Raw genomic sequence first — 23,579 nt, 5'->3', positions numbered from 1 at the left:
TTCGCTCAGAAGGTCAGCTTCCAGCTGTTGAGCCGGCCCGTGTCCTGGGCCGCCGTGTCCTGGACGCGCAGCTTCCAGGTGCCGTTGGCGGTCTCGCTCGAGGCGTTCACCGTGTAGGTGGCGCTGACGTTGTCCGCGGAGTCCGAGGAGCTGGACTTAAGGCGGTACGTCGAACCGTCCGGGGCGACCAGGTCGATGACCAGGTCACCGCGGTAGGTGTGGGTGATGTCCACGCCGACCTGGAGGGCCGAGGGGGCGTTGCCGCTGCGGCCGCTGACGGCGATGGAGGACTCGATCGCGGAGCCGTTGTCCGGGATGGACACGGCGGACGTGCTGGTGAAGGTGGTGCCCCCCGTGGAGCCGCCGCTCACCGCCTGCACCGTCTTGGTCGCGTCCGCCAGGCCGGCACCGCAGCCGCCCGAGCAAGTGCCGGGCAGAGTACGCGAGTTGGTCTTGATCGCGGACTCGATCTGCGCCGGGGTCAGCGACGCGTTGGCCGACTTCATCAGCGCGGCCAGGCCCGCGATGTGCGGGGCGGCCATGCTGGTGCCCTGGTAGTACTCGTAGCTCTCGGAGGACGGGCCCTGGGCGCCGGAGTTCAGCGTGGACAGGATGCCGTTGGCCGTGACGGAGTTGGTCTCGCCGCCCGGAGCGGCGATGTCGACCACCGAGCCGTAGTTGGAGTAGTACGAGCGGTTCCCCTGGCGGTCGGCGGCCGCCACGCTGATGACGTTGCTGCAGCTGGCCGGCGAGTAGTTGGCGGCGTTGGCGTTGCTGTTGCCCGCCGCGACGACCACCGTGGTGCCGCGGTTCACGGCCGCGTTGATGGCGCTCTGGGTCGCGGTGGTGCAGGCGCCGCCCCCGCCGAGGCTCATGTTGATGACCTTGGCGACGTTGGCGTTGGCCGGGACGCCGGAGACCGTACCGCCGGACGCCCAGGTGATGGCGTCGATGATGTCGGAGTCGTAGCCGCCGCACTGGCCGAGGACCCGCAGCGGGGAGACCTTCGCGCCATGGGCGATGCCCGCGACGCCCTTGCCGTTGTTGGTGACCGCGGCGATGGTGCCCGCGACGTGGGTGCCGTGCCACGACGACGGCGAGGCCTCCCAGTCGGCGGCGCACTGGCCGTCGGTGGTCCAGTCGCCCGTGTCGGCCGGGTTGCTGTCACGGCCGTTGCCGTCGTTGGAGACCGCCGTGTCGGAGATGAAGTCGTAGCCGCCGACGATGTTGGCGCCGAGGTCGGAGTGGGTGACGTAACCGGTGTCGATGACGGCGACGGTCACGCCGCTGCCGGTGGCGACGTCCCAGGCGCCCGGCACGTTCATGCCCGCGGTGGACTCGAAGAGGTCCCACTGCTTGGCGTACTCGGTGTCGTTGGGGGTGGCCAGCGGCTTGTTCAGCCGGTCCGGTACGACGTAGGCGACCTGCGGGTCGGCCCGGTACTCGGCGACGACGTCGGCGACGTCCGTCCTGGTGAGGTTCTCGCCGAGGTCGACGAGGGCGGCGCCGGAGCCGAGGCGGCGCTGGAAGTCGAGGTCCTCGCCTGCCTCCTTGCCCTTGGCGGCGGCGTCGGACTCGGCGGCCTTGTTCGACTTGGCCTCGGCGGCACCGGACTTGTAGCCGACGATGAGACGCTCGGCCGGGGTGCCGGGAGCGGCCTCGGTCTGGGCCGCCGGGACGCGGGCGGCGGCTTCCCTGGTGGGGGAATCCTGAGCCACGGCGACCGTGGTGGTGGCGGCCGTGAAGAGCGCGGCGGAGACCGCGGCGACGGATATCAGCTTCCGTCTGAGGGGTGTGGAGGTACGCAAGGGCTTGCCTTTCATGGCCGGCCGTACTCCGGGCAGCGCGGAGCGGCGGTCGATTCGCTTCGTCCTCGAAGCGGCGGGGGGTCCACCGGGTGGGCAGGTGGGGGCAATACGGCAAGGCGGGGCGGTGCAACGAACGCAGGTGGGGCAGTGCGTAGTGCGGTGGCGCGGCGGCCGGCCTGGCGCGAGCTACGCCCCGTTCGGGGTTACCTGTGGGGCGGCTGTGGTCGAACGATAGGCAAAGAGCTGGTCATCCGGATACAGGGGAAACCCTCGATCCGGCCGGAAACCCACCCTCTACGTCGCATGGTTGACCGGTATTGGCGGACTTTGCCCGACTCGTCGCGCACTGAACGCGCCGAGCCGGTTTCCCGTACTGCACGAGGACCCTTCCGCACCGGCCGAGGAGACGTTCCGGATGTCCCGGATGCCCTGGATGAGATCGCATCGCACCGCTCTGACGGCCGCCGCCGTCACGCCGTTGCTGCTCACGGTGTGGGCGGCGGGCCCGGCCCATGCGCACGGTGCGCCGACGGATCCGACCAGCCGTGTGTACGCCTGCTCCCCCGACGGCAGCAGCGCGTCCACGCCGGCCTGCCGGGCGGCGATCGCCTCGAACGGCGCGCCCTTCACGGCCTGGGACAATCTGCGGATCGCGAATGTCGACGGCCGGGACCGGCAGGTCGTTCCCGACGGACAGCTGTGCAGTGGCGGACTGCCCGCCTACCGGGGCCTCGACCTCGCCCGCTCCGACTGGCCGTCGACCCGACTCGCGCCGGGGTCCACCCTGACGATGCGGTACGTGTCCACGATCCCGCACACGGGCACCTTCAAGCTCTATCTCACCAAGCCCGGCTACGACCCGACGAAGCCGCTCGCCTGGTCCGACCTCGCGGAGCAGCCGTTCGCGGTGGTGAAGGACCCGGCGCTGACGAACGGGGCGTACCGGATCCGGGCGACCCTGCCGTCCGACCGGACCGGGCACCATGTGCTGTACACGATCTGGCAGAACAGCAGCACGCCGGACACCTATTACTCGTGCTCCGACGTGGTGTTCCCGCAGGCGCAGAAGCAGGGCGGCGAGGGCTCCGCGACGCCTTCAGCGGGCAAGGGCGAGCGCTCCGCGACGGCTTCGCCGAGCGGCGGCGACAAGCGCACGGACAGCAGCCCTTCGCCGGCTGCCGAACAGCGCACGTCCCAGCAGCCGCCGCAGGCCCCGGTGTCCGCCCAGCCCCAGAGCGACAGCACTCCGGTGGCCTCCGGCAGCACGGATACCGGCTCGGGGCCGTCCACCCCCATGCTGGCGGGCGGCGCCGCGGCGGTACTGGTGCTCACCGGCGGCGCCGCCCTCGTCCTGCGTCTGCGTCGGCGGTGAATCCCCGCCGAACGGCGGTCAGTTGACGTCGACGGCGAGGCCCGAGCTGGTCACCGGGGCGTACTTGGCGGTGAAGTAGGCGTTGCTGAAGCACAGCGACGAACCGGACGTCTTGGTGAACGGCTGGTTGGTGAAGGCGATGCTGTTGTCGGCGTTGCTCGCCGTACCGGAGAGGCCGGGCGCCTGGTAGACGCAGGTGATCGTGCCGAGCAGGGTGCGCAGCTTGACCGTGGACTGGACGGCGGAGCCCGCGGCCGGGGTCACGGTGACGGTGCCGTCGGAGGACACGCTGGTGGTGTACGGCAGATTGTCGACGGTGATGCCGCTGACGCCGAGCACACCGGTGACGTTGGCGGTGCAGCCGCTGGTGTCGAAGGTGTGGGAGGTCAGCGACTCGGTGGCGGTGCCGGGGGCGGCGGGGTTGTCGGTGACGGTGGCGGAGAACGCCGACTTGGTGCAGGAGATGCCGCTCGTGCCGGTCGCGCTGGAGTAGAAGGTGGCGGCGGTGCCGCTCGCCAGGTTGGCGTCGAGCACGGCGCCGACCGCGACCGCCGCTCCGTCGGTGGTGGTCAGTACCGGGGTGTCGGCGGCCGAGGCGGGGACGGCGAGCCCGAGGGCTGCGACGGTGCCGGCGAGGGTGAGGAGGGTGCGTGCGCGCATGCGGGTGTACCTCGACTTTCGTTGCGGGGGGTGTGCCCTGAGGGCGGCTGCGCGGCTCAGGGGGTTCGGTGTGGAGGGCTCGTTCGAGCGTCGGTGTGCGCCGTTGCCGGTCCGTGACGCCTTCTCCGTACGACACGGACCGGCAACGACAGCCGACCGGTGACCGGCCGGAGCCCGTGGGGAGGGCTCCGGACGGACCGGGCGGGGAGGACGTCCGGCACGGACCGAGGGGGAAGCGACCGTCACGGCGCCGTGGAGTGATCTCGCGGAATGTGAAGGACTTCAAGTCCGGGAACGCGGGCCACGGGCCACGCGACGGCGGATCCGGCGCCACGGATCCAGGGGGGAGCCAGGGAGAGTTGTAGACCTGAGTGTCAGTCAACGTCAAGGCGTGGCAAGGGAGTTACTTGCTCGCGTTGGCGCTCTCCGAGGCTTCCGGGGGAGTCGCGCAGGAAGCGGACTCACAGGTGACGCACAATCAACACTCTTTTCCCACAACCGCCTTGACCCTCAGGTGTAACCACCGGTAACTTCCGGGCTGGCTACTGCGGAGTACGAGAAAGCCCTTGCACCCGCCGGGAGTTGCGAGGGGCGTGCGCCGTGGGCGCTGTCCGCGCCAGGACAACGTGCCGCTGATGCCCTACCCGCACTTTTGCATCTGGGAGCAGTTATGGCCTCGTCCTCGGACGTCACCTCGTCCGCCGACCACACCCCCGAGAACCAGGAAAGCGGTTCCGCGCCGGCGGCATCCGAACCCACTGACGGCCCCACCGGACGCGGGCGGGTCCGGGCCCGCCGGGCCGCAGTGATGGCGGTGCCGGCCACCCTGGTCGCCGGTGCCCTCGCGGTACTCACCGCCGAGGGGGCGCTGGGCGTGCAGTTCGCGATCTCCGGCATGCCCTTCACGGTCACCGCGACCGAGCTCAACGGCACCGGGTTCGAGCAGTTCGGCGGCCTCGACAACATGGCGCCGGGCAGCCCCAACGAGGGGGACACCGGCGGCCAGGTGCTGGTCGTCACCTCCGCGATCAAGAACGCGACGCTCACGAAGCTGTGCCAGAGCGTCGACCTCGGCGGCACGAACCTGCTCATCACCGCGGGCAGCGGAGCGGAGAAGGTGAGCGCGAGCGATCTGACCACCGACTCGACCGAACTGTCGGGTGACGCGGCGTTCAACAACATCGAGATCGGCAACGACGCGAGCACCTTGACCAAGGCCGGAGTGAAGGGGCCGATCGGCGTCTTCAGCCAGCAGGCGGACACCGTGCGCATCGCGAACCTGCGGCAGACCAACTACGCGACCACTGCGGGCGTGTTCAAGCTTCCGGGGCTGAAACTCGGCTTCAGCAGCAAGGGCTGCTGATGGCGCAGCGTTCGGGATTCCGGTCGGCCTTCCGTCGTTGGCGGGCCGACCGGCCGTTCTGGGGCGGGGTGTTGCTCGCGCTGGGCGGGGCGGAGATTCTGCTCACGATGAAGGCGTCCTTGAAGGTCGTACTTCATGTCGGTATGCAGGGGCTGGCGGGGTATCTGCTGCCGGCGCTGATGCTGCTGCTGGGGCTGTTGGTCCTGTTCAATCCGGCTCAGCGGCTCTTCTACTCGATCACCGGGGTGCTGGTTTCCCTGGGGTCCTGGCCCACGTCCAACCTGGGGGGCTTCTTCGTGGGGCTCCTGCTGGGGGTCGCTGGGAGTTGCCTTGCCTTTGGCTGGCTGCCGGATCAGGAACCTCGTAAGCGCAGGCGCCTGCGGCAGCGGCGGGAGGAAGGCGTTGCGGCTGCGGCCGTCGAGTAGGTCGGGGAGCCCGCCTGAACCGGGTTCTCCGGCCTGCGCTCGCAGGCCCGGGGCGTGGGTCGTGGTGCCGTTGCGCCGGAGCGCCGTGGGGATCGGCGGAGTTCGGCGGATGCGGGTTCGTGGGGGCTGGTCGCGCAGTTCCCCGCGCCCCTAGGTTGGTGTCCTGACCGCCAACTCCCCGGTATCGCCGAGTAGTTGCGGGGTGAACCAGCCTGTGCCCATGTTGCCCGGAGGCCCCGTGTCCGCCGACCGTATCGATACCGAGACCGCACACTCCGCCCGGATCTACGACTACATCATCGGCGGCAAGGACCACTACGCCGCCGACCGGGACGCGGGCGATGCCATGGTGCGGGAGTGGCCCGCGCTGCCCGTCCACATGCGGGCCAACCGGGACTTCATGAACCGGGCCGTGCGGTATCTCGCCGAGGAGGCGGGGATACGGCAGTTCCTCGACATCGGGACCGGGATTCCGACGTCGCCCAACATCCATGAGATCGCCCAGTCGGTGAGCCCCGAGGCCCGTGTCGTGTACGTCGACAACGATCCGCTCGTGCTCACGCTGTCGAAGGAGCTGATGTCCGGCACGGCCGAGGGCAGGACGGCGTACGTCGAAGCGGACATGCGCGACCCCGCGGCCGTCCTCGACGCCCCGGCCTTCCGCGAGACCCTCGATCTCGGGGAGCCGGTCGCGCTCACCGTGATCGCGATCGTGCACTTCATGCTGGACGAGCACGACGCCGTGGGGATCGTCCGGCGGCTGCTGGAGCCGCTGCCCGCCGGGAGCTACCTGGCGATGTCCATCGGCACCGCCGAGTTCGCGCCGGACGAGGTCGGCCGGGTCGCCCGGGAGTACGCGACCCGGGGCATGCCGATGCGGCTGCGCACCCTCGCCGAGGCCGAGGAGTTCTTCACCGGTCTGGACCACGTGGAGCCCGGCATCGTCCAGGTCCACAAGTGGCGTCCGGACGGCACGGGCACCGAGGTGTTCCGCGACGAGGACATCGCGATGTACGGGGCGCTCGCCCGCAAGGCGGGTTGACCCGGTTTGCGAGCGCAAGCAGTGCGGGCGGGCCGGTCGGCCGCCCACCCTCCCGCCAGCGGTTCATCACGATGTGGGAGCAACAACTCACGCGTTGTTGTTGCACACTTGACTACCGGTGGTCGCACGCGATTGGCTCCGCCCCAGCGAGAGTTCACCCGGTCGGAGAACCCCCCGGTCGACTTCGGCCGTCCTCTCGTTCGTTCCTACGGCTCGGCCGCACAGCGAGGTGCCGCACCCTCATGAAGACCCCACCCCCCTCCCCCTCTTTCACTCGCGTCGCGGCCCTCACGGCCGCCGCCTGTCTGCTCCTGGCCGGCTGCTCCGCCGTCGGCGGGACCGACGAGGCGTCGGACGCGGACGCCGCCGGCTCCTCAGGGCTGAAGGTCGCCCTCATCACCCACGGCGGCGAGGGCGACGCCTTCTGGGAGCTCGTCCACAAGGGCGCCCGGGCAGCGGCCGCGAAGGACGGCATCGACCTGACCTTCGCGAGCGACTCCGACCCGGCCGGCCAGGCCGGGTTGATGCGCGACGCGATCAGCCGGAACGTCGACGGCATCGCGGTGACCCTGGCCAAGCCGACGGCGATGACGGGTCCCGTCGCCCGGGCGCGGGCGGCCGGCATACCGGTGGTCGGCCTCAACTCAGGTATAGACGACTGGCAGTCCGCGGGTCTGGTCGGGTACTTCGGCCAGGACGAGAGCGTCGCGGGCCGGGCCGTCGGCGACAAGCTGGACGACCTCAGGGCCAAACACGCCCTGTGCGTCATCCACGAGCGCGGCAACGTCGCCCTGGAGGCGCGCTGTGCGGGCGTGAAGAAGTCCTTCGGCGGCGAGACCGAGAACCTCTACGTGGACGGCACCGACATGGACGCGGTGACGGCCTCCGTCGCGAAGCGGCTCAGACAGGACCCGAGCATCGACGAAGTCGTCATGAACGGCGCACAGTTCGCGCTGGCCGCGGTGAAGTCGGCCGAGGAGGCCCGCTCCAAGGCCCATGTCGCGACCTTCGACCTCAACAAGGACCTGGTCAAGGCGGTCCAGGCCGGGGACGTGCAGTTCGCGGTCGACCAGCAGCCGTATCTGCAGGGCTACCTCGCGGTGGACTCGCTGTGGCTGTACAGGACCAACGGCAACACCCTCGGCGGTGGCGAGGCGCCCGTCCTTACCGGGCCGGCGTTCGTCACCAGGGCGAACATCGCCTCGGTCGCGAAGTTCGCCGCCAATGGAACCCGGTGACCGGACGGTCCCCCCGATGGTGTCGCCAAAGATTCGGTCACGCGTGACACATGCGCTCACTTGTACGGATAGCATCCAGCGCATCCCCTGTGACGTACCGGACACGCCGCCACCCCTGGCGCTCGTCCCGCTTCCGCTTCCGCGCTGACCCCGCCCGCTCCCGCCCTCCGCTGATCGCCCAAGGACGACAATGTCTCCACGGACAGGTCCCCGGCGCCGCCTCGGCTCCATCCGTCTCTCCCTGATCCTGCTGGCCCTGGTGCCCAGCGTCACGCTCGCCGCCGTCTGGAGCGTGACGACGATCCAGATGTTCTCGGAGGGCCTGGGGCTGCGGTCGCAGACCGGGCTGAGCAAGTCGACCGGGGCCATGGGCACGGAGGCCACGCTCGCGCTGCAGCAGGAGCGCAGCTACTCGGCCGTATGGCTGGCGTCCCGGCAGGAGGAGGCCCGCAGCGCGCTGGACGAGCAGCGGCAGAAGACCGACAAAGCGGTGGCGAAACTCCTCTCCCAGTCGGACGCGATCCAGCAGGCACCCTCCCGGATCAAGGACCGGCTGTACTCGGTCGTCGCGTCGGTGAGCAGCCTGGAGTACTACCGGGGGCAGGTCGACAACCCCACCGACATCACCGCCGTACAGGCGCTCGGCCAGTACACGTCGATCATCGACGACCAGATCCACGCCTTCCAGGAGCTTTCCCAGGTCGACGACGGCGACCTCACCTCGCAGGCCGGTCCGCTCGTCGCGCTGGAGCACGCGGCGGAACTGGTGTCCCGGGAGGACGCGCTGCTGACGCTGGCCTCGCCGTCGCGGAGGATGGACGAGAAGTCGTGGACCGAGTTCGCGGAGCTGGTGAACACCCGCCGCTGGCTCGTCGAGGACCAGATCCTCCCCTCGCTCACGGGGAGCGCGAAGACGGAGACCGAGCGGATCCTGGGGAGCCCGCAATGGGGGACCCTGGAGACCGTCGAGGACAGGGTGCTCGCGGCGCGGGCGACGGCGCGCGGGGACGGGGACATCTCCGTCCCGGACGCGCAGAAGGAGTGGCGGGCCGCGCTGGTCAAGGTCTCCGACGAGTACGAGGTCCTGATCCGGCAGCAGACGACCGCGCTGCTGCAACGCAGCGGCGACAACGCGCGCGGCCTGCTGATCAAGGCCGCCTCCCTGAGCGCGGGCGGTCTGGTCGCCCTGCTGGTGTGCGTCTGGATGTCGTGGCGGATCACGCGCTCGCTGTCCCGGCGCCTGCACGGCCTGCGCGAGGCCACCCTCGGTCTCGCGCAGGAGCGGCTGCCCGACGTGGTGGCGCGGCTGGAACGGGGCGAGAAGGTCGACGTGGAGCTGGCCACCCCGCCGCTGGACTACGGCCACGACGAACTCGGCCAGGTCGCCAAGGCGTTCAACACCGCCCAGCGCACCGCCGTGCACACCGCCGTCGAACTCGCCGACACCCGGCGCGGCTTCCAGAAGGTCATCCTGGGCATCGCCCGGCAGAGCCAGAACCTGGTCAACCTCCAGCTCACCAAGCTCGACGCGCTGGAGCGCGCGCACCAGGACCCCGAGATCCTCAAGGGCCTGTACGAACTGGACTCCACAGCCAGCCAGTTGCGCCGCTACGAGGAGAACCTCGTCATCATCAGCGGCGAGCGGCCCGGCCGCAGCTGGAGCGAACCGGTCGCGCTGATCGACATCCTGCGCAGCGCCGTCGGCGAGGTCGCCGAGTACCAGCGGGTCGAGGTGCAGACGGAGGAGGAGGTGCACCTGGCGCCGCCTGCCGTGGCGGACGTCATCCATCTGCTGGCCGAGCTGATCGAGAACGCCACGCTGTACTCCCCCGCGCCCGCGCCGGTCGGGGTGCGGGCCGCGATGGTGGCCAAGGGCCTGGCCGTGGAGGTCGAGGACCGTGGGCTCGGCATGTCCGAGGAGGACTACGACTCCTTCAACGCCCAGCTGGCCGAGCCCCCGCAGTTCGACGTGGTGGCCCTCGCCGACGACCTGCGCCTCGGCATGTTCGTGATCGCCCGGCTCGCCCAGCGGCACGGCATCGCGGTCACCCTGCGCTCCTCGCCGTTCGGCGGCACGACGGCGATCGTGCTGATCCCGCACGACGTCGTGGTGCGGGACCTGCCGGCCCCGGAGCCGGACGAGGTGGAGCACTCCGGTGCCGCCGAACCGGAGGAGCCCGTACGGGAGTCCCGTCCCGTCGTCCCGGCCCGTGACTCGGCCGCCCAGGAATCCTCTTCGACCTCCGCCCCCGCCACGCGCCGCGACGGCGGTCTCACCGCACTGCCCCGCCGGGTGCCGCAGACCAGCCTGGCCGCCGAACTGCGCGAGGAGGCGCAGCCCGCCGAGGAGAGCGACGACGACTTCACCGCGGAGCGAGCCGCCTCCTCCCTCGCCTGCTTCCAGCGGGGCACGCTCCAGGCCCGCGACGACAGCGGCGACGAGGCCGCGGACCCGCCCGAGCCGGCGGCGGACCAGCGGATCCCGGCCGCCCGCCGGACGCTCGACGACGTCGCCCCCGGGGAGCCGCCTGCGGCCGACGAGGCCGACGCGTCCGTCACTTCCGCGTCCGCCACTTCCGCGTCCGCCCCCGCCCCGGCCTCCTCCCCCACGTCCTCCCCTTCGCCCGCCGACCGTTCATGAAGGACACCGCCATGACACGCCCCAGCCCCGCCACGGACACCCAGCTCGACCAGTTGCTCACCGGACTCGTGGAGCGGGTCGCCGACGTCAACCACGCCGTCGTGCTCTCCGAGGACGGTCTGGTGGTGAGCAAGTCCACCGGGTTCCTGCGGGACGACGCCGAGCGGCTGGCGGCGACCGCTTCCGGCCTGATGAGCCTCAGCAAGGGCGTCAGCATGGACTTCAGAGGCGGGCCGGTGCGCCAGGCGCTGATCGAGATGGCCAAAAGCTATCTGATCCTGACCTCCGCCGGGCCCGGCGCCCATCTCGTGGTCCTCACCAACCAGGGCGCGGACGTCGGCGTGGTGGCGTACCAGATGAACATGCTGGTGAAGAAGATCGGCGAGCACCTGTCGGCGGCACCGCGGGCCCATGTCGGCCCTGGCGCGTGAGGTGGCCGGAGACGATACGGCGGGCAGGCTGGTACGTCCCTTCACGCTGACCGGCGGCCGGACCAGGCCCAGCCGCACCGACTTCACGCTGATCACGACGGTGACGGCGGTGGATCCGCCGCCGGAGCGGGCGCCCCGTCCGCAGCCCGAGCAGACACGGATCCTGCGGCGCTGCGCCCGGCCCATCGCCGTCGCGGAGCTCGCGGCCCATCTCGACCTGCCGGTGAGCGTGGTCGCCATCATGCTCTGCGATCTGCTGGAGGCGGGTCTGATCACCGTGCACCCGCCGCACCCCGTCACCCCCCGCACCCCGGACCTGGACCTGCTGCAGAAAGTGAGGGACGGCCTTGGCCGGCTCTGACACCACCGTGGAATCGGTCGCGCCTCCCGACACGGTCAAGATCCTGATAGCCGGCGGCTTCGGCGTCGGCAAGACGACGCTGGTCGGGTCGGTCAGCGAGATCGCCCCGCTGCGCACCGAGGAGCCGCTGACCGCCGCCGGCGTGGGCGTCGACGACCTCAACGGCATCGAGGAGAAGCGGGCCACCACCGTGGCCCTGGACTTCGGCCGGATCACCATCAGCCAGGAACTGGTGCTGTACCTGTTCGGTACGCCCGGGCAGCAGCGGTTCTGGTTCATGTGGAACGACCTGGCGATCGGCGCGCTGGGTGCCGTCGTCCTGATCGACGTCCGCCGGCCGGAGTCCAGTTTCGCGGCGATCGACTTCTTCGAGCGCCGGCAGATCCCGTTCGTCGTCGGCGTCAACGGCTTCCACGGCGAACACCCCTATCCCGCCGATGAGATCAGGGAAGCCCTCGCGCTCCCGGAGCACGTCCGGGTGCTGCTGTGCGACGCGCGGGAGCGCGAGTCGTGCCGGGACGTGCTGATCGCCCTGATCGACCAGTTGATCGCCGACGCCCGGCAGGCGAGCTGAACGTCACTCCTCGGGGCCGCTGAGCGGCCGGTTCACGGGTGTCACGATCCTGGCGCTGAGGTCGGGGTCGGCCATCGCGGGGTCGAAGGGGAACATGGGCCGGCGAATCCGGTGGTGGCCGAGCCGCACCAGGTCCTGGTCGACGCCGCCCGGGGTGAGCGCCATCTTCCAGTCGGCGGCCATGGCGAACAGCTCGGGCTCCAGATAGCCGATCTTGACGATCACGATGTCGGCCGTGCGCGGGTCCAACTCCAGTCCGGTGAAGTCGCGTTCGAGGTGATACGGCTTCCGCAGCCGGGTCAGGATCACGTGCACGCCGCCCACCCGCAGCACGGCCTCCGTCTCGGCGTCCCGGTCGCCGTGGCGTACGGAGTGCACCACGCCGGTCATCGTGAGCGGCCCGGCGTGCCGGTGGTCGACCTCCGCGCCCGCGGTGACGGTGACCGTGGCGCCGACGCCGGCCTTCACCGCCGTGTCGACCGCGGACGGGCCGGGCAGGGAGGCGTACAGGACGACGGGGCCGGACGGGTCCTTGAACTCCGGGCGGGCCAGGACGTGCTGAAGTCCCCAGGTGACGTCTCCGGCGCCGCCCGCCGTGGGATTGTCGCCGGTGTCGCTGATGAAGTAGGGGCGGGCGCCGGCGGCGAGGGCCTCGTCGAGGCAGTCGCCGAGGGTGCCGGTGGGGGCGACGAAGGCGAAGTCGTGGCGGGCGTCCCAGAATCCGCGGGCGAGGCGCTCGGCGCCCGCGGTGACGGCGGCCTCGTCGGATCCGGTGACCACGACGGCGGCCCGGTTGCGCGGCTCGTCGGCCCAGGCGTACCCGACCCAGATCGCCGCGTCGGTCACTCCGTCGGCCGCTGCCACGTCCTCGACGGCCGCGTACACGCTCTTCGCGGGTTCGATACGGGTGGAGGTCTGCTCCCCGGCCAGCAGCACCGGCACCGGCACCCAGGCCTTGACGGGGCGGGGCCCGTCGCTCGCCAGGAGGTCGACGAGGTTGCGGGCGGCCCGCTCCTTGGTCTCCATTGCGTCCTCGTGCGGGGCCATGCGGTAGCAGGTGATCAGGTCGCTGAGGTGCACGAGCGGCCGGGAGACGTTGCCGTGCAGGTCCATGGAGGTCGACACGAGGACGTCCGGGCCGATCACCTCGCGGACACGGGACAGCAGGTCCACTTCCGCGTCGTCGAGCCCCTCGACGGTCATCGCACCGTGGATGTCGAACCAGAGGCCGTCCAGCGGCCCCAACTCCCGTAGCTGCTCGATGAGTTCGCGGGACAGTTCGGCGTACGCGGCCGCCGTCACCGTGCCGCCGGGCAGGGCCTTGCCGACCAGGGCGCCTCGCCAGTCGGCGGCGTCCCGCAGCGGCTGTCCCGGGGCCAGGAACGGGTAGCGGTCGAGGACGTCCGGTCCGCGCCGCGGGTGGAAGGCGGGGGCCTCGGTGCGGGCCGGGGAGAAGGTCGACGACTCGATGCCGAGGCCGGCGATCGCGATGACGGGACGGGGCTGGAGCTGGTGCTGAGGCTGAGGCATGGCTCCTCCTGAGGGTCAGGGGTGGGTGCCGGCGACCGAGTGCAGCGCGTGCGCGAGGGCCCGCTGGAGAGCGAACTGGCCCGCGCCGACCAGGCCGGCGTCGGCGCCGAGGCCGGCCCGTTCGATGACCAGGTGCTCGGTGACCAGTGGATGGCAGCCCTCGTACAACTGGCTGCGCACGGCGGCGACGAAGGGCTCCAGCGTGGAGAGGATGCCGCCGAGGTACACGGCGTCGGGGTTGAAGAAGTTGACGTTGGCGGCCAGCACCATGCCCAGGTAGCGGCCGGCCTGCCGGACCGCGCGGGTGGCCTCGGGGTCGGCGTCACCTGCGAGGCGTACGACGTCCTCGGTGGACGCCACCTCCAGGCCGCGCTCGCGCAGGATGCGGACCAGTGCCGCACCCGAGGCGACCGTCTCCAGGCACCCGGTGTTCCCGCAGGAACAGGGGATGTCGTGGGCGGCCTCGACGCGGACGTGGGTGATCTCGCCGGCCGCGCCCGACCCGCCCCGGTAGAGGCGGCCGTCGGCGATGACGCCCGCGCCGATGCCGGTGCCAGCCTTCACCATGATGGCCTGGCGCTGCCCGGCGGGCCGGACGCTGTGCTCGCCGACGGCCATGCAGTTGGCGTCGTTCTCGATGGCCACCGGGACCCCGAACCGTTCCTGGAGCCAGTCCCGTACCGGGAACCGGTTCCAGCCCGGCATGCGCGCGGGCAGTGTCACCAGGCCCGGCTCGACGTCGACCGGGCCCGGCAGACAGAGTCCGACACCTCTGAGGGACTCCCGCCCGTTCCGCTCGACGAGGCCCTCCAGGGTCTCGACCAGGCCGGGCAGCGAGGCCTGCGGTCCGTCGGCCGTCGCGAACGGCACCGTGGAGACGTCGGTGAGACCGCCACCGGGGTGGACGACGCCGACGTGGGCATGCTTGCCGCCGAGTTCGGCCGCCACGGCGTAGCCGTCGCCGCCGCCGAGCCGGAGCACCTTGCGCGGCCGTCCGCCGGTGGACGACATGGTGCCCTCCTCGGTGACCAGGCCGTAGTCCAGCAGCTTGGTCACCGCGAACGAGACCGTCGACGGCGCGGCGCCGAGCAGCTCGGAGAGCTCCGTGCGCGTGGACGCCTGCCCGGAGGCGAGGAGTTCGAGGATGCGCCGGGTCAACGACCCACTTTTTTCAGTCATGGACGAAGTTACTTCCGTCATCTGCGGTCGGGACAGCGAGAGTAGGCCGCGAACGCGCTCTCCGGGCTAATTCCAGAACAGCAGAAACATACTTTTTACAGCGGCACTCCTGTTTCTTCGAACAGGCGGGGCTTTCACTGACTGCACCTCGCTTCTGTCCCCCTGAGGAGAGCCATGTCCCCTGCTCGCACGAGACTCCTCGCCGCTGCCGCCGCCCTGTCCGCCGGCACGCTGCTGCTCGCGGGCTGCTCCGGGAGCAGCGGTACGTCGACCGGGTCCCGCGACTCCATCAACTACGCGCTGCCTGCGAACTTCACGCCGAACTGGATCCTGCCGATCGGCACCGCGGCGCATCTGAACACCAACAACATCTCCATCGCGAACACGCTGTGGGAGCCGCTCATCGCCTACGACGGGTCCACCGGCGAGATCGCCTGGAACAAAGCCGGTTCGGTCGCCACCGACGCCGACTTCGCGCCCGACAACAAGAGCGTGCGGATCACCCTGGGCGACCGGCACTGGAGCGACGGCAAGCCGATCACCTCCCGTGACGTCCGGTTCTGGTTCGACCTCATCAAGGCGAACAAGTCGGAGTGGGCGGGCTACAACCCCGGCCAGGCGCCGGACAACTGGACGTCCTTCGAGACCGAGGACGACCGCCACTTCACCATCACCTTCGACAAGGCCTACAACCCGCAGTGGATGCTGGCCAACGAGCTGAGCTCCATCACACCGCTGCCACAACACACCTGGGACAAGGGCGGCGACGCCAAGCAGGTGTGGACGGACCTCAACAACGCCGCGAAGAACATCGGCGACTACGAGAAGAACGCCCTCTGGAAGACCATCAGCGGCCCCTACGCGGTCAAGTCCTACTCGACGGCCGGCAAGGTGGTCCTCACCGCCAACAAGAAGTACGACGGCGGCGAGAAGCCGGCCATCCCCACGGTGAACCTGCTCCCCTTCACCACGGCCGAAGCCGAGAAGAACGCCCTGCGCTCCGGCAGCGTCGACTACGGCTACATCGAGGCGACCGACCTCGACCAGAAGGAGAGCTTCACCGCGCAGGGGTACGAGGTGAAGCCGTGGTCCGGCTGGGCGATCACCTACATGCCGTACAACTTCAACAACCCGGCGATGGGCGCGGTGTTCAAGCAGCGGTACGCCCGCCAGGCCGTCCAGCGCTCCATCGACCAGGCAAGTCTGGCGAAAGTCGTCTTCAACGGGACGGCGGTCGCCGGCTACGGCCCCGTTCCGCAGGGGCAGGCGTCCGACTTCGTCTCCCGGGCGCAGAAGGACAACCCGTACCCCTTCTCGACGACGGCCGCCCGCGAGCTGCTGACCGGTCACGGCTGGAGCGAGCAGGGCGGGGTCATGACCTGCACGAGCCCCGGGACCGGGGCCTCCCAGTGCGGTGAGGGCGTCGCCGGGGGCACCAAGTTCGAGATGCGGGTGCTGTCGCAGTCCGGCTCGACGGTCACCGACAACATGATGAGCGCGATCCAGTCCTCGCTCGCCAGGACCGGCATCAAGTTCTCGATCAAGACCGCGCCCGTCAACTCGGTGCTGTCGCAGACCCCGCAGTGCAAGGCGAGCCAGCCGATCTGCAAGTGGCAGCTGTCCTTCTTCGGAACGGCCGGCAGCTGGTACTTCTCCGCCTTCCCGACAGGTGACTCGCTGTTCCAGACAGGCGGCGGCTCGAACTTCGGCAACTATTCCAACCCGGACGTGGACAAGCTCATCTCCGCCTCCACGACGTCCGGTTCGACGAAGGCGGTCCAGGACTACAGCGCCGCCCTCGCCGAGGACCTGCCCGTGATCTGGCTCCCGGAGCCCGTGTACCAGGTCTCCGTCATCAGGAACGGCCTCGGCGGCTTCTCCCAGGACTCGCTCGCCAACTTCCACCCCGCGCAGTGGAAGTGGACCGGCTGAGGCATGGACACGCTCCTGTATCTCAGCCGCCGGCTCCTCCAGGCCCTCGCCGTGATCCTGATCGTCACGATCGTGGTCTTCTGCCTGCTGCACACCCTCCCCGGAGGCCCCGCACGCGGGATCCTCGGCCCGCAGGCGACGGCCCAGCAGATCGCCGCGTTCAACCACGAACAGGGACTCGATCGGTCGCTGCCCGTGCAGTACGTCCACTACTTGCGCGAGTTGGCGCAGGGTGACCTCGGGACGTCGTACACCCTCAACGAGGCGGTCGCGCGGCTGATCGAGCAACGGCTGCCGAAGACGCTGGTGCTGACCGTGCTGTCCGCGCTGGTCGGGCTGCTGCTCGCCGTCCCGCTCGGCATGTGGCAGGCCGTGCGGCGCAACAAGCCGGCCGACTACGTGATCACCACGCTGAGCTTCGTCGCGTACTCGACGCCGGTGTACTTCCTGGGACTGATCCTGGTGCTGGTCTTCACCCAGACCCTGCGATGGTTTCCGTCGCAGGCGCCCCAGGGGGACACGTTGGCCCAGGTGCTCGCAGACCCGGCGGCGCTGGTGCTTCCGGTCGTGACCGGGGCCGCCTCCATGGTGGCCGTGTTCAGTCGGTACATGCGGGCGGCGACGCTGGAGAACCTGTCCGAGGACTATGTGCGGACCGCGCGGGCGGGTGGGGCCGGGCAGTACGCGGTCCTGTTCCGGCACGTGTTCCGGAACTCCCTGACGCCGGTGATCGCGATGCTCGGGTACTACGTGCCGGTGCTGTTCGGTGGGGCACTGGTGGTCGAGCAGCTCTTCAACTATCCGGGGATGGGGCTGTTGTTCTGGTCCGCCGCGCAGTCGTCGGATTATCCGGTGCTGCTGGGCTGTGTCCTCGTGATTTCCGTCGCGACGGTTGTAGGGACCCTGCTTGCGGATGTGGTGCAGCGGGTTGTCGATCCTCGGGTGAAGGAGGGGCGGGCGTGAGTGGTCGTATTGAGGCTGCGGGCCGGTGGGGGCTCGGCGCGCCCCGCGGCGGAGCCGCAGACCGACGCAGCCCCGCGCCCCTCAAGGCGCGCTTCGCGCGCAACAGGCTCGCCATGGCCGGGGGCCTGATTGTCCTGCTCTTCCTGCTCTTCTGCTTCGTCGGCCCGCTGCTGTACTCCACCGACCAGACCCACACCGATCTCACCCAGGTCAACCTCCCGCCCAGCTCGGCCCATTGGCTGGGTACCGATGCCGTCGGCCACGACCAGCTCGGGCGGCTCATGTACGGCGGGCAGGTCTCGCTGCTCGTCGGGCTCGCGGCCGGGCTGCTGGCCACCGTCATCGGAACGTTGTGGGGTGCGGTCGCCGGGTATGCGGGCGGCTGGGTGGACGCGGTGATGATGCGGGTGGTGGACGCCGGGATCGCGATTCCCGCGCTGTTCATCCTGCTGGTCGTCTCCGCGATCACCACTCCGGGCACGGTCGGCCTGATCGTGATCCTCGGGTTGGTGTCGTGGCTGGTGCCGTCCCGCCTCGTACGGGCCGAGACGCTGACCCTGAAGAACCGCGACTACGTGCTGACGCTGCGTGCGACCGGCGGCACGCACGGCCGCGCGATCCGGCGGCACATCCTGCCGAACTCGGTGTCGACGATCGTGGTCGCGGCGACGTTCCAGGTTGCCGACGCGATCCTGCTCGTCGCGTATGTGTCGTACCTCGGGCTGGGCGTCCAGCCGCCGAAGACCGACTGGGGCGGCATGCTGTCGGCCGGTCTGACGGCGGCGTACTCCGGGCGCTGGTGGCTGATCGTTCCGCCGGGCCTCGCGATCATCCTCGTCGTGTGCGCGTTCAACGCGATCGGCGACGGGCTGCGTGACGCCTTCGACGTGAGGGGACGCGGATGAACATCCTTGAGATCGCCGACCTGGGCGTGACCTTCTCGACCGACACCGGTGACGTGGCCGCCGTGCGCGGAGTGTCGCTGCACGTGCGGCCCGGCGAGACGCTGGCGCTGGTCGGTGAGTCCGGGTCCGGCAAGTCGACGGTGGCGCTCGCCGCGATGGGGCTGCTGCCGGGCAGCGCGCGTGCCTCGGGGCGGGTGACGGTCGACGGCACCGACGTGGTGGGCGCCACGGAGGCCGCGCTGGCCCGGCTGCGGGGCCGTACCGCCTCCATGGTCTTCCAGGAGCCGGCGACCGCCCTCGATCCGCTGACCCGGGTCGGCGCCCAGATCGCGGAGGTCGTACGGAACCATCGGGAGGTCTCCCGGTCGGAGGCCGCCCGTGAGGCGGTCGAACTCCTGCGCCGCGTCGGCATTCCCGAGCCGGAGAGGCGGGCGTCGGCCTTCCCCTTCCAGCTGTCGGGCGGGCAGCGCCAGCGCGTCGTCATCGCCATGGCGATCGCCAACTCGCCGGGCCTGCTCATCGCCGACGAGCCGACCACCGCGCTCGACGTGACCGTGCAGGCCGAGATCCTCGACCTGCTACGGCGATTGGCGGCCGACTCGGACACCGGCGTGCTGCTGGTCACGCACAACATGGGCGTGGTCGCGGACTTCGCCGACCGGGTCGCCGTGATGCTGCGGGGCGAGGTCGTGGAGACGGGGACGGTGGAGGACGTGCTGTTGCGGCCGCAGCACGAGTACACGCGAGGCCTGCTGGCGGCGGTGCCCCGGCTGCGGCTGAGCGGTGAGGACCCGCCCGCGGCACAGAAGGCGCCGGTGGTGCAACTGCGGGACGTGTCCGTGCGGTTCGGGCGGGTCCGGGCGCTGGAGGGTGTCTCCCTCGACGTCCGCCCCGGCGAAACCGTCGGTCTCGTGGGCGAGTCCGGGTCGGGCAAGTCGACGGCGGCCAGGGTCGCGCTCGGGCTCATCGCGCCCGCCTCCGGCTCGGTGTCGCTGTTCGGCACCGACCTGGGCCGCGCCCGGGGCCGGAAGCGGCGGGCTCTGCTGTCCGGCGTGGGTGTGGTGCTCCAGGACCCGGTGGCCTCGCTGGACGCGCGGATGAGCGTGGCGGAGTGCGTCGCCGAGCCGCTCCGGGTGCACCGGCGGGGCATGGCGGCGGCCGAGCGGCGGGCCAGGGTCGCCGAGGTGCTGGAACTGGTGCGGCTGCCGCCGGAGTTGGCGGGCCGTGGGCCGCGTGAGCTGTCCGGCGGTCAGCGGCAGCGGGTGAGTCTCGCGCGGGCGCTGGTGCTGGACCCCCGGCTGCTGGTCGCGGACGAGCCGACGAGCGCGCTGGACGTGAGTGTGCAGCGCACGGTGCTGGAGGTCATCGCCGAGTTGCAGCGTGAGCTGGGCTTCGCCTGTCTGTTCGTCTCCCACGACCTGGCCGTCGTGCAGGAGTTCGCGCAGCGCGTCGTCGTCATGCGGGAGGGCCGGATCGAGGAGCAGGGGCCGACCATGAGGACCCTGCTGCGTCCGGGGACGGAGTACACGCGCCGGCTCATCGCGGCCGTACCCGTACCGGATCCGGTGCTGCAACGGCGGCGCAGGGAACGCCGGGCGGCGCTCGGGACGGGGGCCGGCGCATGACGCGGGGAGTGCTTGCCGGTGTCGACATCGGCGGTACGACGACCCAGGTGGTGCTGTGCGACCCGGACCTCGGCGTCCTGGACCGCGTCGGCGTACCCACCCCGGCCTCCGACGGCGGGGCGGCGATGGTCGGCGCCGCGCTGGATGCCGTACGGCTGCTGCTGGGCCGTACTCCCGCGCGGCTGCTCGGCGTCGGGGTGGGCGCGGCGGGTGTGGTGGACGCGCGGGCCGGGCGGGTACTGGTGGCCAGCGACTCGTTCCGCGGCTGGGCCGGGTTCGCGGTGACGGCGGCGTTCGAGGAGGCGCTGGGCGTACCGGCGTTCCTGGACAACGACGTCAACGCCTTTCTGCGCGGGGAGGCGACGGCCGGTTCGGTGGCGGGCGAGCCGGATGTACTCGGGATGACGCTGGGCACGGGGGTCGGCGGGGCGCTGTGGCTGGGCGGCGTGCTCCACGACGGCCCGCACGGCGCGGCGGGCGAGATCGGGCACGTCCCGGGCTTCGGCGACCTGCCCTGTACGTGCGGTGGGCGCGGACATCTGGAGACCCTGGCCTCGGGCCGCGCGATCGCCGACCGGTACGCCGAGCGCACGGGCCGTTCGCGCACCTCCGGGGAGGTCGCCGAGGCCGCGCGGGCGGGCGACGGGGACGCGCTCGCCGTGTACGACGCGGCGGGGGCGGCCGTCGCCCGCGCCCTGCTCGTCACGGCGGGCCTGCTGGACGTCACCACGGTGGTGGTCGGCGGCGGCGTGAGCCGCTCATGGGCCTTGCTGGAGCGCTCGATCCGCGCCGCCCTGGCCACCGAGCCGCCCGTCAGCGGCCATCCCGTGCGCGTCCTGCCGGCCGGGCTCGGCGCCGACGCGGTGGCGATCGGGGCGGCGGCACGCGCGCGTGCGGAACTGGGGCCCCTGGTGGGCCGGGTGGCGGAAATCCGCCAAGGGTGACCGAGTGATTGACGCGCACCCCACGCTCTCCTACCTTCTGGTCGATTCACCGAACTCTGTTCGATATATCGACAGTTCGGCATGCTCGTCCGCTCGACCACAAGGCCCGCACCCCCACACCCCCTGGAGCGCACATGGCCCACCCCTCCCGCAGACAGGTCCTCGGCATGGCAGCGACCGTTCCGCTCGCGGCGACCGGGGCCCTGGCCCTCGGCGCCGGGACGGCCCACGCCGCCGACTCGGCGTATGTCATGGCCTACTTCACCGAGTCCACCACCATGCTCGAGGCCGACTACGGTCTGCACCTGGCCGTCAGCTCCGACGGTCTGCGCTGGATGCCGCTGAACCAGAACAACCCGGTCGTCACGCCGACCCTGGGGGCGGGAGGACTGCGCGATCCGTTCGTTCTGCGGAAGCAGGACGGCACCTTCGTGGTGCTGGCGACCGACCTCAAGGGCACCGACTGGAGCCGCAACAGCGTCAACATCCACGTCTGGGACTCGACCGACCTGCGGTCCTTCACCGGCTACCGGCTGCTGAAGCTGCACGACATGACGGGCACCCACAGCTGGGCGCCGGAGGCCTACTGGGACGCCGGACGCGGGCAGTACGGCATCCTCTACTCGTCGGTGAACAGCAGCGGCCACAACGTGATCATGGTCAGCTACACGTCCGACTTCCGCACCACCCGGAATCCTCAGGTCTTCTTCGACCCCGGCTACGACGTCATCGACGGCAACCTGACCGTGGGCGTGAACGGCGTCAACTACCTCTACTTCAAGCGGGACCAGACGCTGGTCGGCGCCCGGTCCACCTCGCTGAACCCCGGCAGCTTCACGGTCTTCGGCACACCGGCCGCACACGGCGGCACCGAGGCGCCGACGGTGGTGAAGTCGCTGACGTCCAGCACCTGGTACCTGTGGGGAGACACGTACACCCCCAATGGCGTCTTCTACGCGTGGCAGTCGACCGATCTCGCCGCCGGCACCTGGACGGCGCTCGACCAGCGCCTCTACACCCAGCCGCTCAACTCCAAGCACTGCGGCATCCAGCCCATCACCCAGGCCCAGTACACCAACCTGGTCTCGCACTGGGGCGCTCCGGCCTGGAACCGGCTCAAGTCGTACAACTACCCGGCGCGTTACGTCCGGCACAGCGGCTTCGCCGGCCGGATCGACGAGTACCCCTTCGATCCGTTCCCCGACTCGCAGTGGAAGCTGGTGCCGGGGCTCGCCGACTCCTCAGGTGTCTCGTTCCAGTCGGTCAACTACCCGACCCGCTACCTGCGGCACTACAACTACGCCCTGCGTCTCGACGAGAGCGACGGCACGTCGACGTTCGCGGCGGACGCTACGTTCTACCGGACGGCCGGGCTCGCCGACGCCTCCTGGGCGTCCTTCCGCTCGTACAACAACCCGACCCGCTACATCAGGCACGCGGACCACGCCCTGCGCATCGACCCGGTCTCCACGGCCACCGAGCGTCAGGACGCCACGTTCCACGTCGGCTACTGAGCGGCCTCGGACGGAGGGTGGGGTGGGGGCGGCACCGGCAGGCCACCACCCCCACCCCGGCTGCGTCAGCTGAGGCCGGCCGACTTCAGCCAGGCCTTCGCCACGTCCAGCGGGTCCTTGCTCTCCAGCTGCACCTGGGAGTCCAGGTCGAGGAGCGTCTTGGTGTCCAGCTTGGCCGAGACCGCGTTGAGCGCTTCGACGCCCTCCTGGGAGAGGCCGCTCTTGTATACGAGCGGGGTCACGTTGGCGAAGCCGAAGAGGTTCTTCGGGTCCTTCAGGACGACGAAGCCCTCCTTGGTGATGGTCGGGTCGGTGGTGAAGATGTCCGCGGCCTGCACGGTGTTCTTCGTCAGCGCCGCCTGGGTGAGCGGGCCGCCCGCGTCCAGCGCCTTGAAGGACTTGAACTTCAGGCCGTACTCGGACTCCAGGCCCTCCAGGCCCTGGTGCCGGGTCTGGAACTCGGGCGAGCCGCCGATCACCAGGTCCGGGGCGATGTCCTTGAGGTCCTCGAGGCTGGACTCGGCCGTCAGCTTGTACTTCTTCGCCGTCTCGGCGTTGATGCTGACGGAGTCCTTGTCCTCGGCCGGCGAGGACTCCAGCAGCGTCAGCTTCGCGTCCAGCTTGCCCTTGACCGCGGCGTTCACGGCGTCGGCCGACTTCTGCTCCGCCTTGCTGTCGAGGTAGGCGAGCAGCGAGCCGTTGTACTCCGGCAGGACCGTGATGGAGCCGTTCTTCAGCAGACCGTAAGTCGTCTCGCGGCTGCCGATGTTGGGCTTGTAGGTGACCTTGATGCCCTTGGCCTTGAGGGCCTCGCCGTAGATGTCGGCGAGCAGGATGCTCTCGGCGAAGTTGTTCGAGCCGACGACCACGGTGTCGCCGCTCGGCTTGTCCCCGGCCAGCGGGTCGGACTTGTCGTCGGAGGAGGAACATCCCGCCAACAGCGCCGCCGTGGCGGCGAGCGCGACGGCGGCCACGCCGGGATGGTTCCTGAAGGACCTACTGCTTGCGGCGGTGGAAGTCACGATTCCCGTTCCGGTTTGTGGGGGTTGGCGGGCCGACCCCGAGGTCTGGG

The 23,579-nt window shown here is 70.6% G+C and carries 20 protein-coding genes; 15 read left to right on the top strand and 5 right to left on the bottom strand.

All coding sequences use genetic code 11. The features are described 5' to 3' along the window. Positions 1-5: 5 nt before the first annotated feature. A complete protein-coding gene (locus AB5J55_RS32975) occupies positions 6-1,808 on the bottom strand; it encodes a S8 family serine peptidase (protein ID WP_369276361.1) in 1,803 nt (600 codons plus the stop codon). A 424-nt stretch (positions 1,809-2,232) separates the two neighbouring features. On the opposite strand from AB5J55_RS32975, the gene AB5J55_RS32970 reads away from it, so the two are divergent. Continuing rightward, entirely contained in the window at positions 2,233-3,180 is a 948-nt protein-coding gene (locus AB5J55_RS32970) for a lytic polysaccharide monooxygenase (RefSeq protein WP_369276360.1), read from the top strand. An 18-nt stretch (positions 3,181-3,198) separates the two neighbouring features. Here AB5J55_RS32970 and AB5J55_RS32965 read toward each other — a convergent pair whose 3' ends face one another. Further along, positions 3,199-3,840, bottom strand: a complete 642-nt coding sequence (locus AB5J55_RS32965; RefSeq protein WP_369274098.1) for a Tat pathway signal sequence domain protein — start codon at positions 3,838-3,840, stop codon at positions 3,199-3,201. 670 nt (positions 3,841-4,510) lie between these two features. On the opposite strand from AB5J55_RS32965, the gene AB5J55_RS32960 reads away from it, so the two are divergent. The 8 genes from AB5J55_RS32960 to AB5J55_RS32925 all read left to right on the top strand — a co-directional run bounded on the left by AB5J55_RS32960 (position 4,511) and on the right by AB5J55_RS32925 (position 11,915). Beyond that, the gene (locus AB5J55_RS32960; RefSeq protein WP_369274097.1) at positions 4,511-5,203 is read left to right on the top strand and encodes a DUF6230 family protein; all 693 of its coding nucleotides are present in this window, start codon (positions 4,511-4,513) and stop codon (positions 5,201-5,203) included. Beyond that, entirely contained in the window at positions 5,203-5,628 is a 426-nt protein-coding gene (locus AB5J55_RS32955; protein WP_369274096.1) for a DUF6114 domain-containing protein, read from the top strand. Before AB5J55_RS32960 ends, AB5J55_RS32955 begins: the two co-directional genes overlap by 1 nt. Positions 5,629-5,848: 220 nt before the next feature. After that, positions 5,849-6,670, top strand: a complete 822-nt coding sequence (locus AB5J55_RS32950) for an SAM-dependent methyltransferase (protein WP_369274095.1) — start codon at positions 5,849-5,851, stop codon at positions 6,668-6,670. A gap of 242 nt (positions 6,671-6,912) precedes the next feature. Continuing rightward, complete coding sequence (locus AB5J55_RS32945) at positions 6,913-7,908, top strand: substrate-binding domain-containing protein (protein WP_369274094.1); 996 nt, start codon at positions 6,913-6,915, stop codon at positions 7,906-7,908. 190 nt (positions 7,909-8,098) lie between these two features. Further along, a complete protein-coding gene (locus tag AB5J55_RS32940) occupies positions 8,099-10,549 on the top strand; it encodes a nitrate- and nitrite sensing domain-containing protein (RefSeq protein WP_369274093.1) in 2,451 nt (816 codons plus the stop codon). A gap of 11 nt (positions 10,550-10,560) precedes the next feature. Next, positions 10,561-10,980: a roadblock/LC7 domain-containing protein gene (locus tag AB5J55_RS32935; RefSeq protein ID WP_369274092.1), complete on the top strand. Its 420-nt coding sequence runs from the start codon at positions 10,561-10,563 to the stop codon at positions 10,978-10,980. Next, a complete protein-coding gene (locus AB5J55_RS32930; RefSeq protein ID WP_369274091.1) occupies positions 10,961-11,341 on the top strand; it encodes a DUF742 domain-containing protein in 381 nt (126 codons plus the stop codon). Before AB5J55_RS32935 ends, AB5J55_RS32930 begins: the two co-directional genes overlap by 20 nt. Beyond that, the gene (locus AB5J55_RS32925) at positions 11,328-11,915 is read left to right on the top strand and encodes an ATP/GTP-binding protein (RefSeq protein ID WP_369274090.1); all 588 of its coding nucleotides are present in this window, start codon (positions 11,328-11,330) and stop codon (positions 11,913-11,915) included. The genes AB5J55_RS32930 and AB5J55_RS32925 overlap by 14 nt, the downstream gene beginning before the upstream one ends. A 3-nt stretch (positions 11,916-11,918) precedes the next feature. Here AB5J55_RS32925 and AB5J55_RS32920 read toward each other — a convergent pair whose 3' ends face one another. Together AB5J55_RS32920 and AB5J55_RS32915 are read right to left on the bottom strand one after the other, a co-directional pair. Then, on the bottom strand, positions 11,919-13,445 hold the full coding sequence (locus AB5J55_RS32920) for a M81 family metallopeptidase (protein WP_369274089.1): 1,527 nt from the start codon (positions 13,443-13,445) through the stop codon (positions 11,919-11,921). A gap of 15 nt (positions 13,446-13,460) precedes the next feature. Further along, complete coding sequence (locus tag AB5J55_RS32915; protein WP_369274088.1) at positions 13,461-14,645, bottom strand: ROK family protein; 1,185 nt, start codon at positions 14,643-14,645, stop codon at positions 13,461-13,463. Positions 14,646-14,798: 153 nt separating this feature from the next. On the opposite strand from AB5J55_RS32915, the gene AB5J55_RS32910 reads away from it, so the two are divergent. From AB5J55_RS32910 to AB5J55_RS32885, 6 genes are all read left to right on the top strand, one after another. Further along, positions 14,799-16,556, top strand: a complete 1,758-nt coding sequence (locus AB5J55_RS32910) for a peptide ABC transporter substrate-binding protein (RefSeq protein WP_369274087.1) — start codon at positions 14,799-14,801, stop codon at positions 16,554-16,556. Between the two features lie 3 nt (positions 16,557-16,559). After that, positions 16,560-17,519 carry an ABC transporter permease gene (locus tag AB5J55_RS32905; RefSeq protein ID WP_369274086.1) on the top strand — a complete coding sequence of 320 codons (960 nt, stop codon included), beginning with the start codon at positions 16,560-16,562 and terminating at the stop codon, positions 17,517-17,519. Next, the gene (locus tag AB5J55_RS32900) at positions 17,516-18,424 is read left to right on the top strand and encodes an ABC transporter permease (RefSeq protein WP_369274085.1); all 909 of its coding nucleotides are present in this window, start codon (positions 17,516-17,518) and stop codon (positions 18,422-18,424) included. Before AB5J55_RS32905 ends, AB5J55_RS32900 begins: the two co-directional genes overlap by 4 nt. Next, the gene (locus AB5J55_RS32895; protein WP_369274084.1) at positions 18,421-20,049 is read left to right on the top strand and encodes a dipeptide ABC transporter ATP-binding protein; all 1,629 of its coding nucleotides are present in this window, start codon (positions 18,421-18,423) and stop codon (positions 20,047-20,049) included. Before AB5J55_RS32900 ends, AB5J55_RS32895 begins: the two co-directional genes overlap by 4 nt. Next, positions 20,046-20,993: an ROK family protein gene (locus AB5J55_RS32890; RefSeq protein WP_369274083.1), complete on the top strand. Its 948-nt coding sequence runs from the start codon at positions 20,046-20,048 to the stop codon at positions 20,991-20,993. Before AB5J55_RS32895 ends, AB5J55_RS32890 begins: the two co-directional genes overlap by 4 nt. A gap of 134 nt (positions 20,994-21,127) precedes the next feature. Next, positions 21,128-22,507 (top strand): glycoside hydrolase family 43 protein, encoded by a 1,380-nt coding sequence (locus AB5J55_RS32885; RefSeq protein ID WP_369274082.1) that lies wholly within the window; start codon positions 21,128-21,130, stop codon positions 22,505-22,507. 65 nt (positions 22,508-22,572) lie between these two features. Here AB5J55_RS32885 and AB5J55_RS32880 read toward each other — a convergent pair whose 3' ends face one another. Then, on the bottom strand, positions 22,573-23,529 hold the full coding sequence (locus AB5J55_RS32880) for an ABC transporter substrate-binding protein (RefSeq protein ID WP_369274081.1): 957 nt from the start codon (positions 23,527-23,529) through the stop codon (positions 22,573-22,575). Positions 23,530-23,579 lie beyond the last annotated feature (50 nt).

This window comes from Streptomyces sp. R11, from assembly GCF_041051905.1.
In the GTDB taxonomy this organism is placed as follows: domain Bacteria; phylum Actinomycetota; class Actinomycetes; order Streptomycetales; family Streptomycetaceae; genus Streptomyces.
Note: the sequence above shows the minus strand (reverse complement) of the source record. Positions and strands in the feature narration are given on the sequence as shown.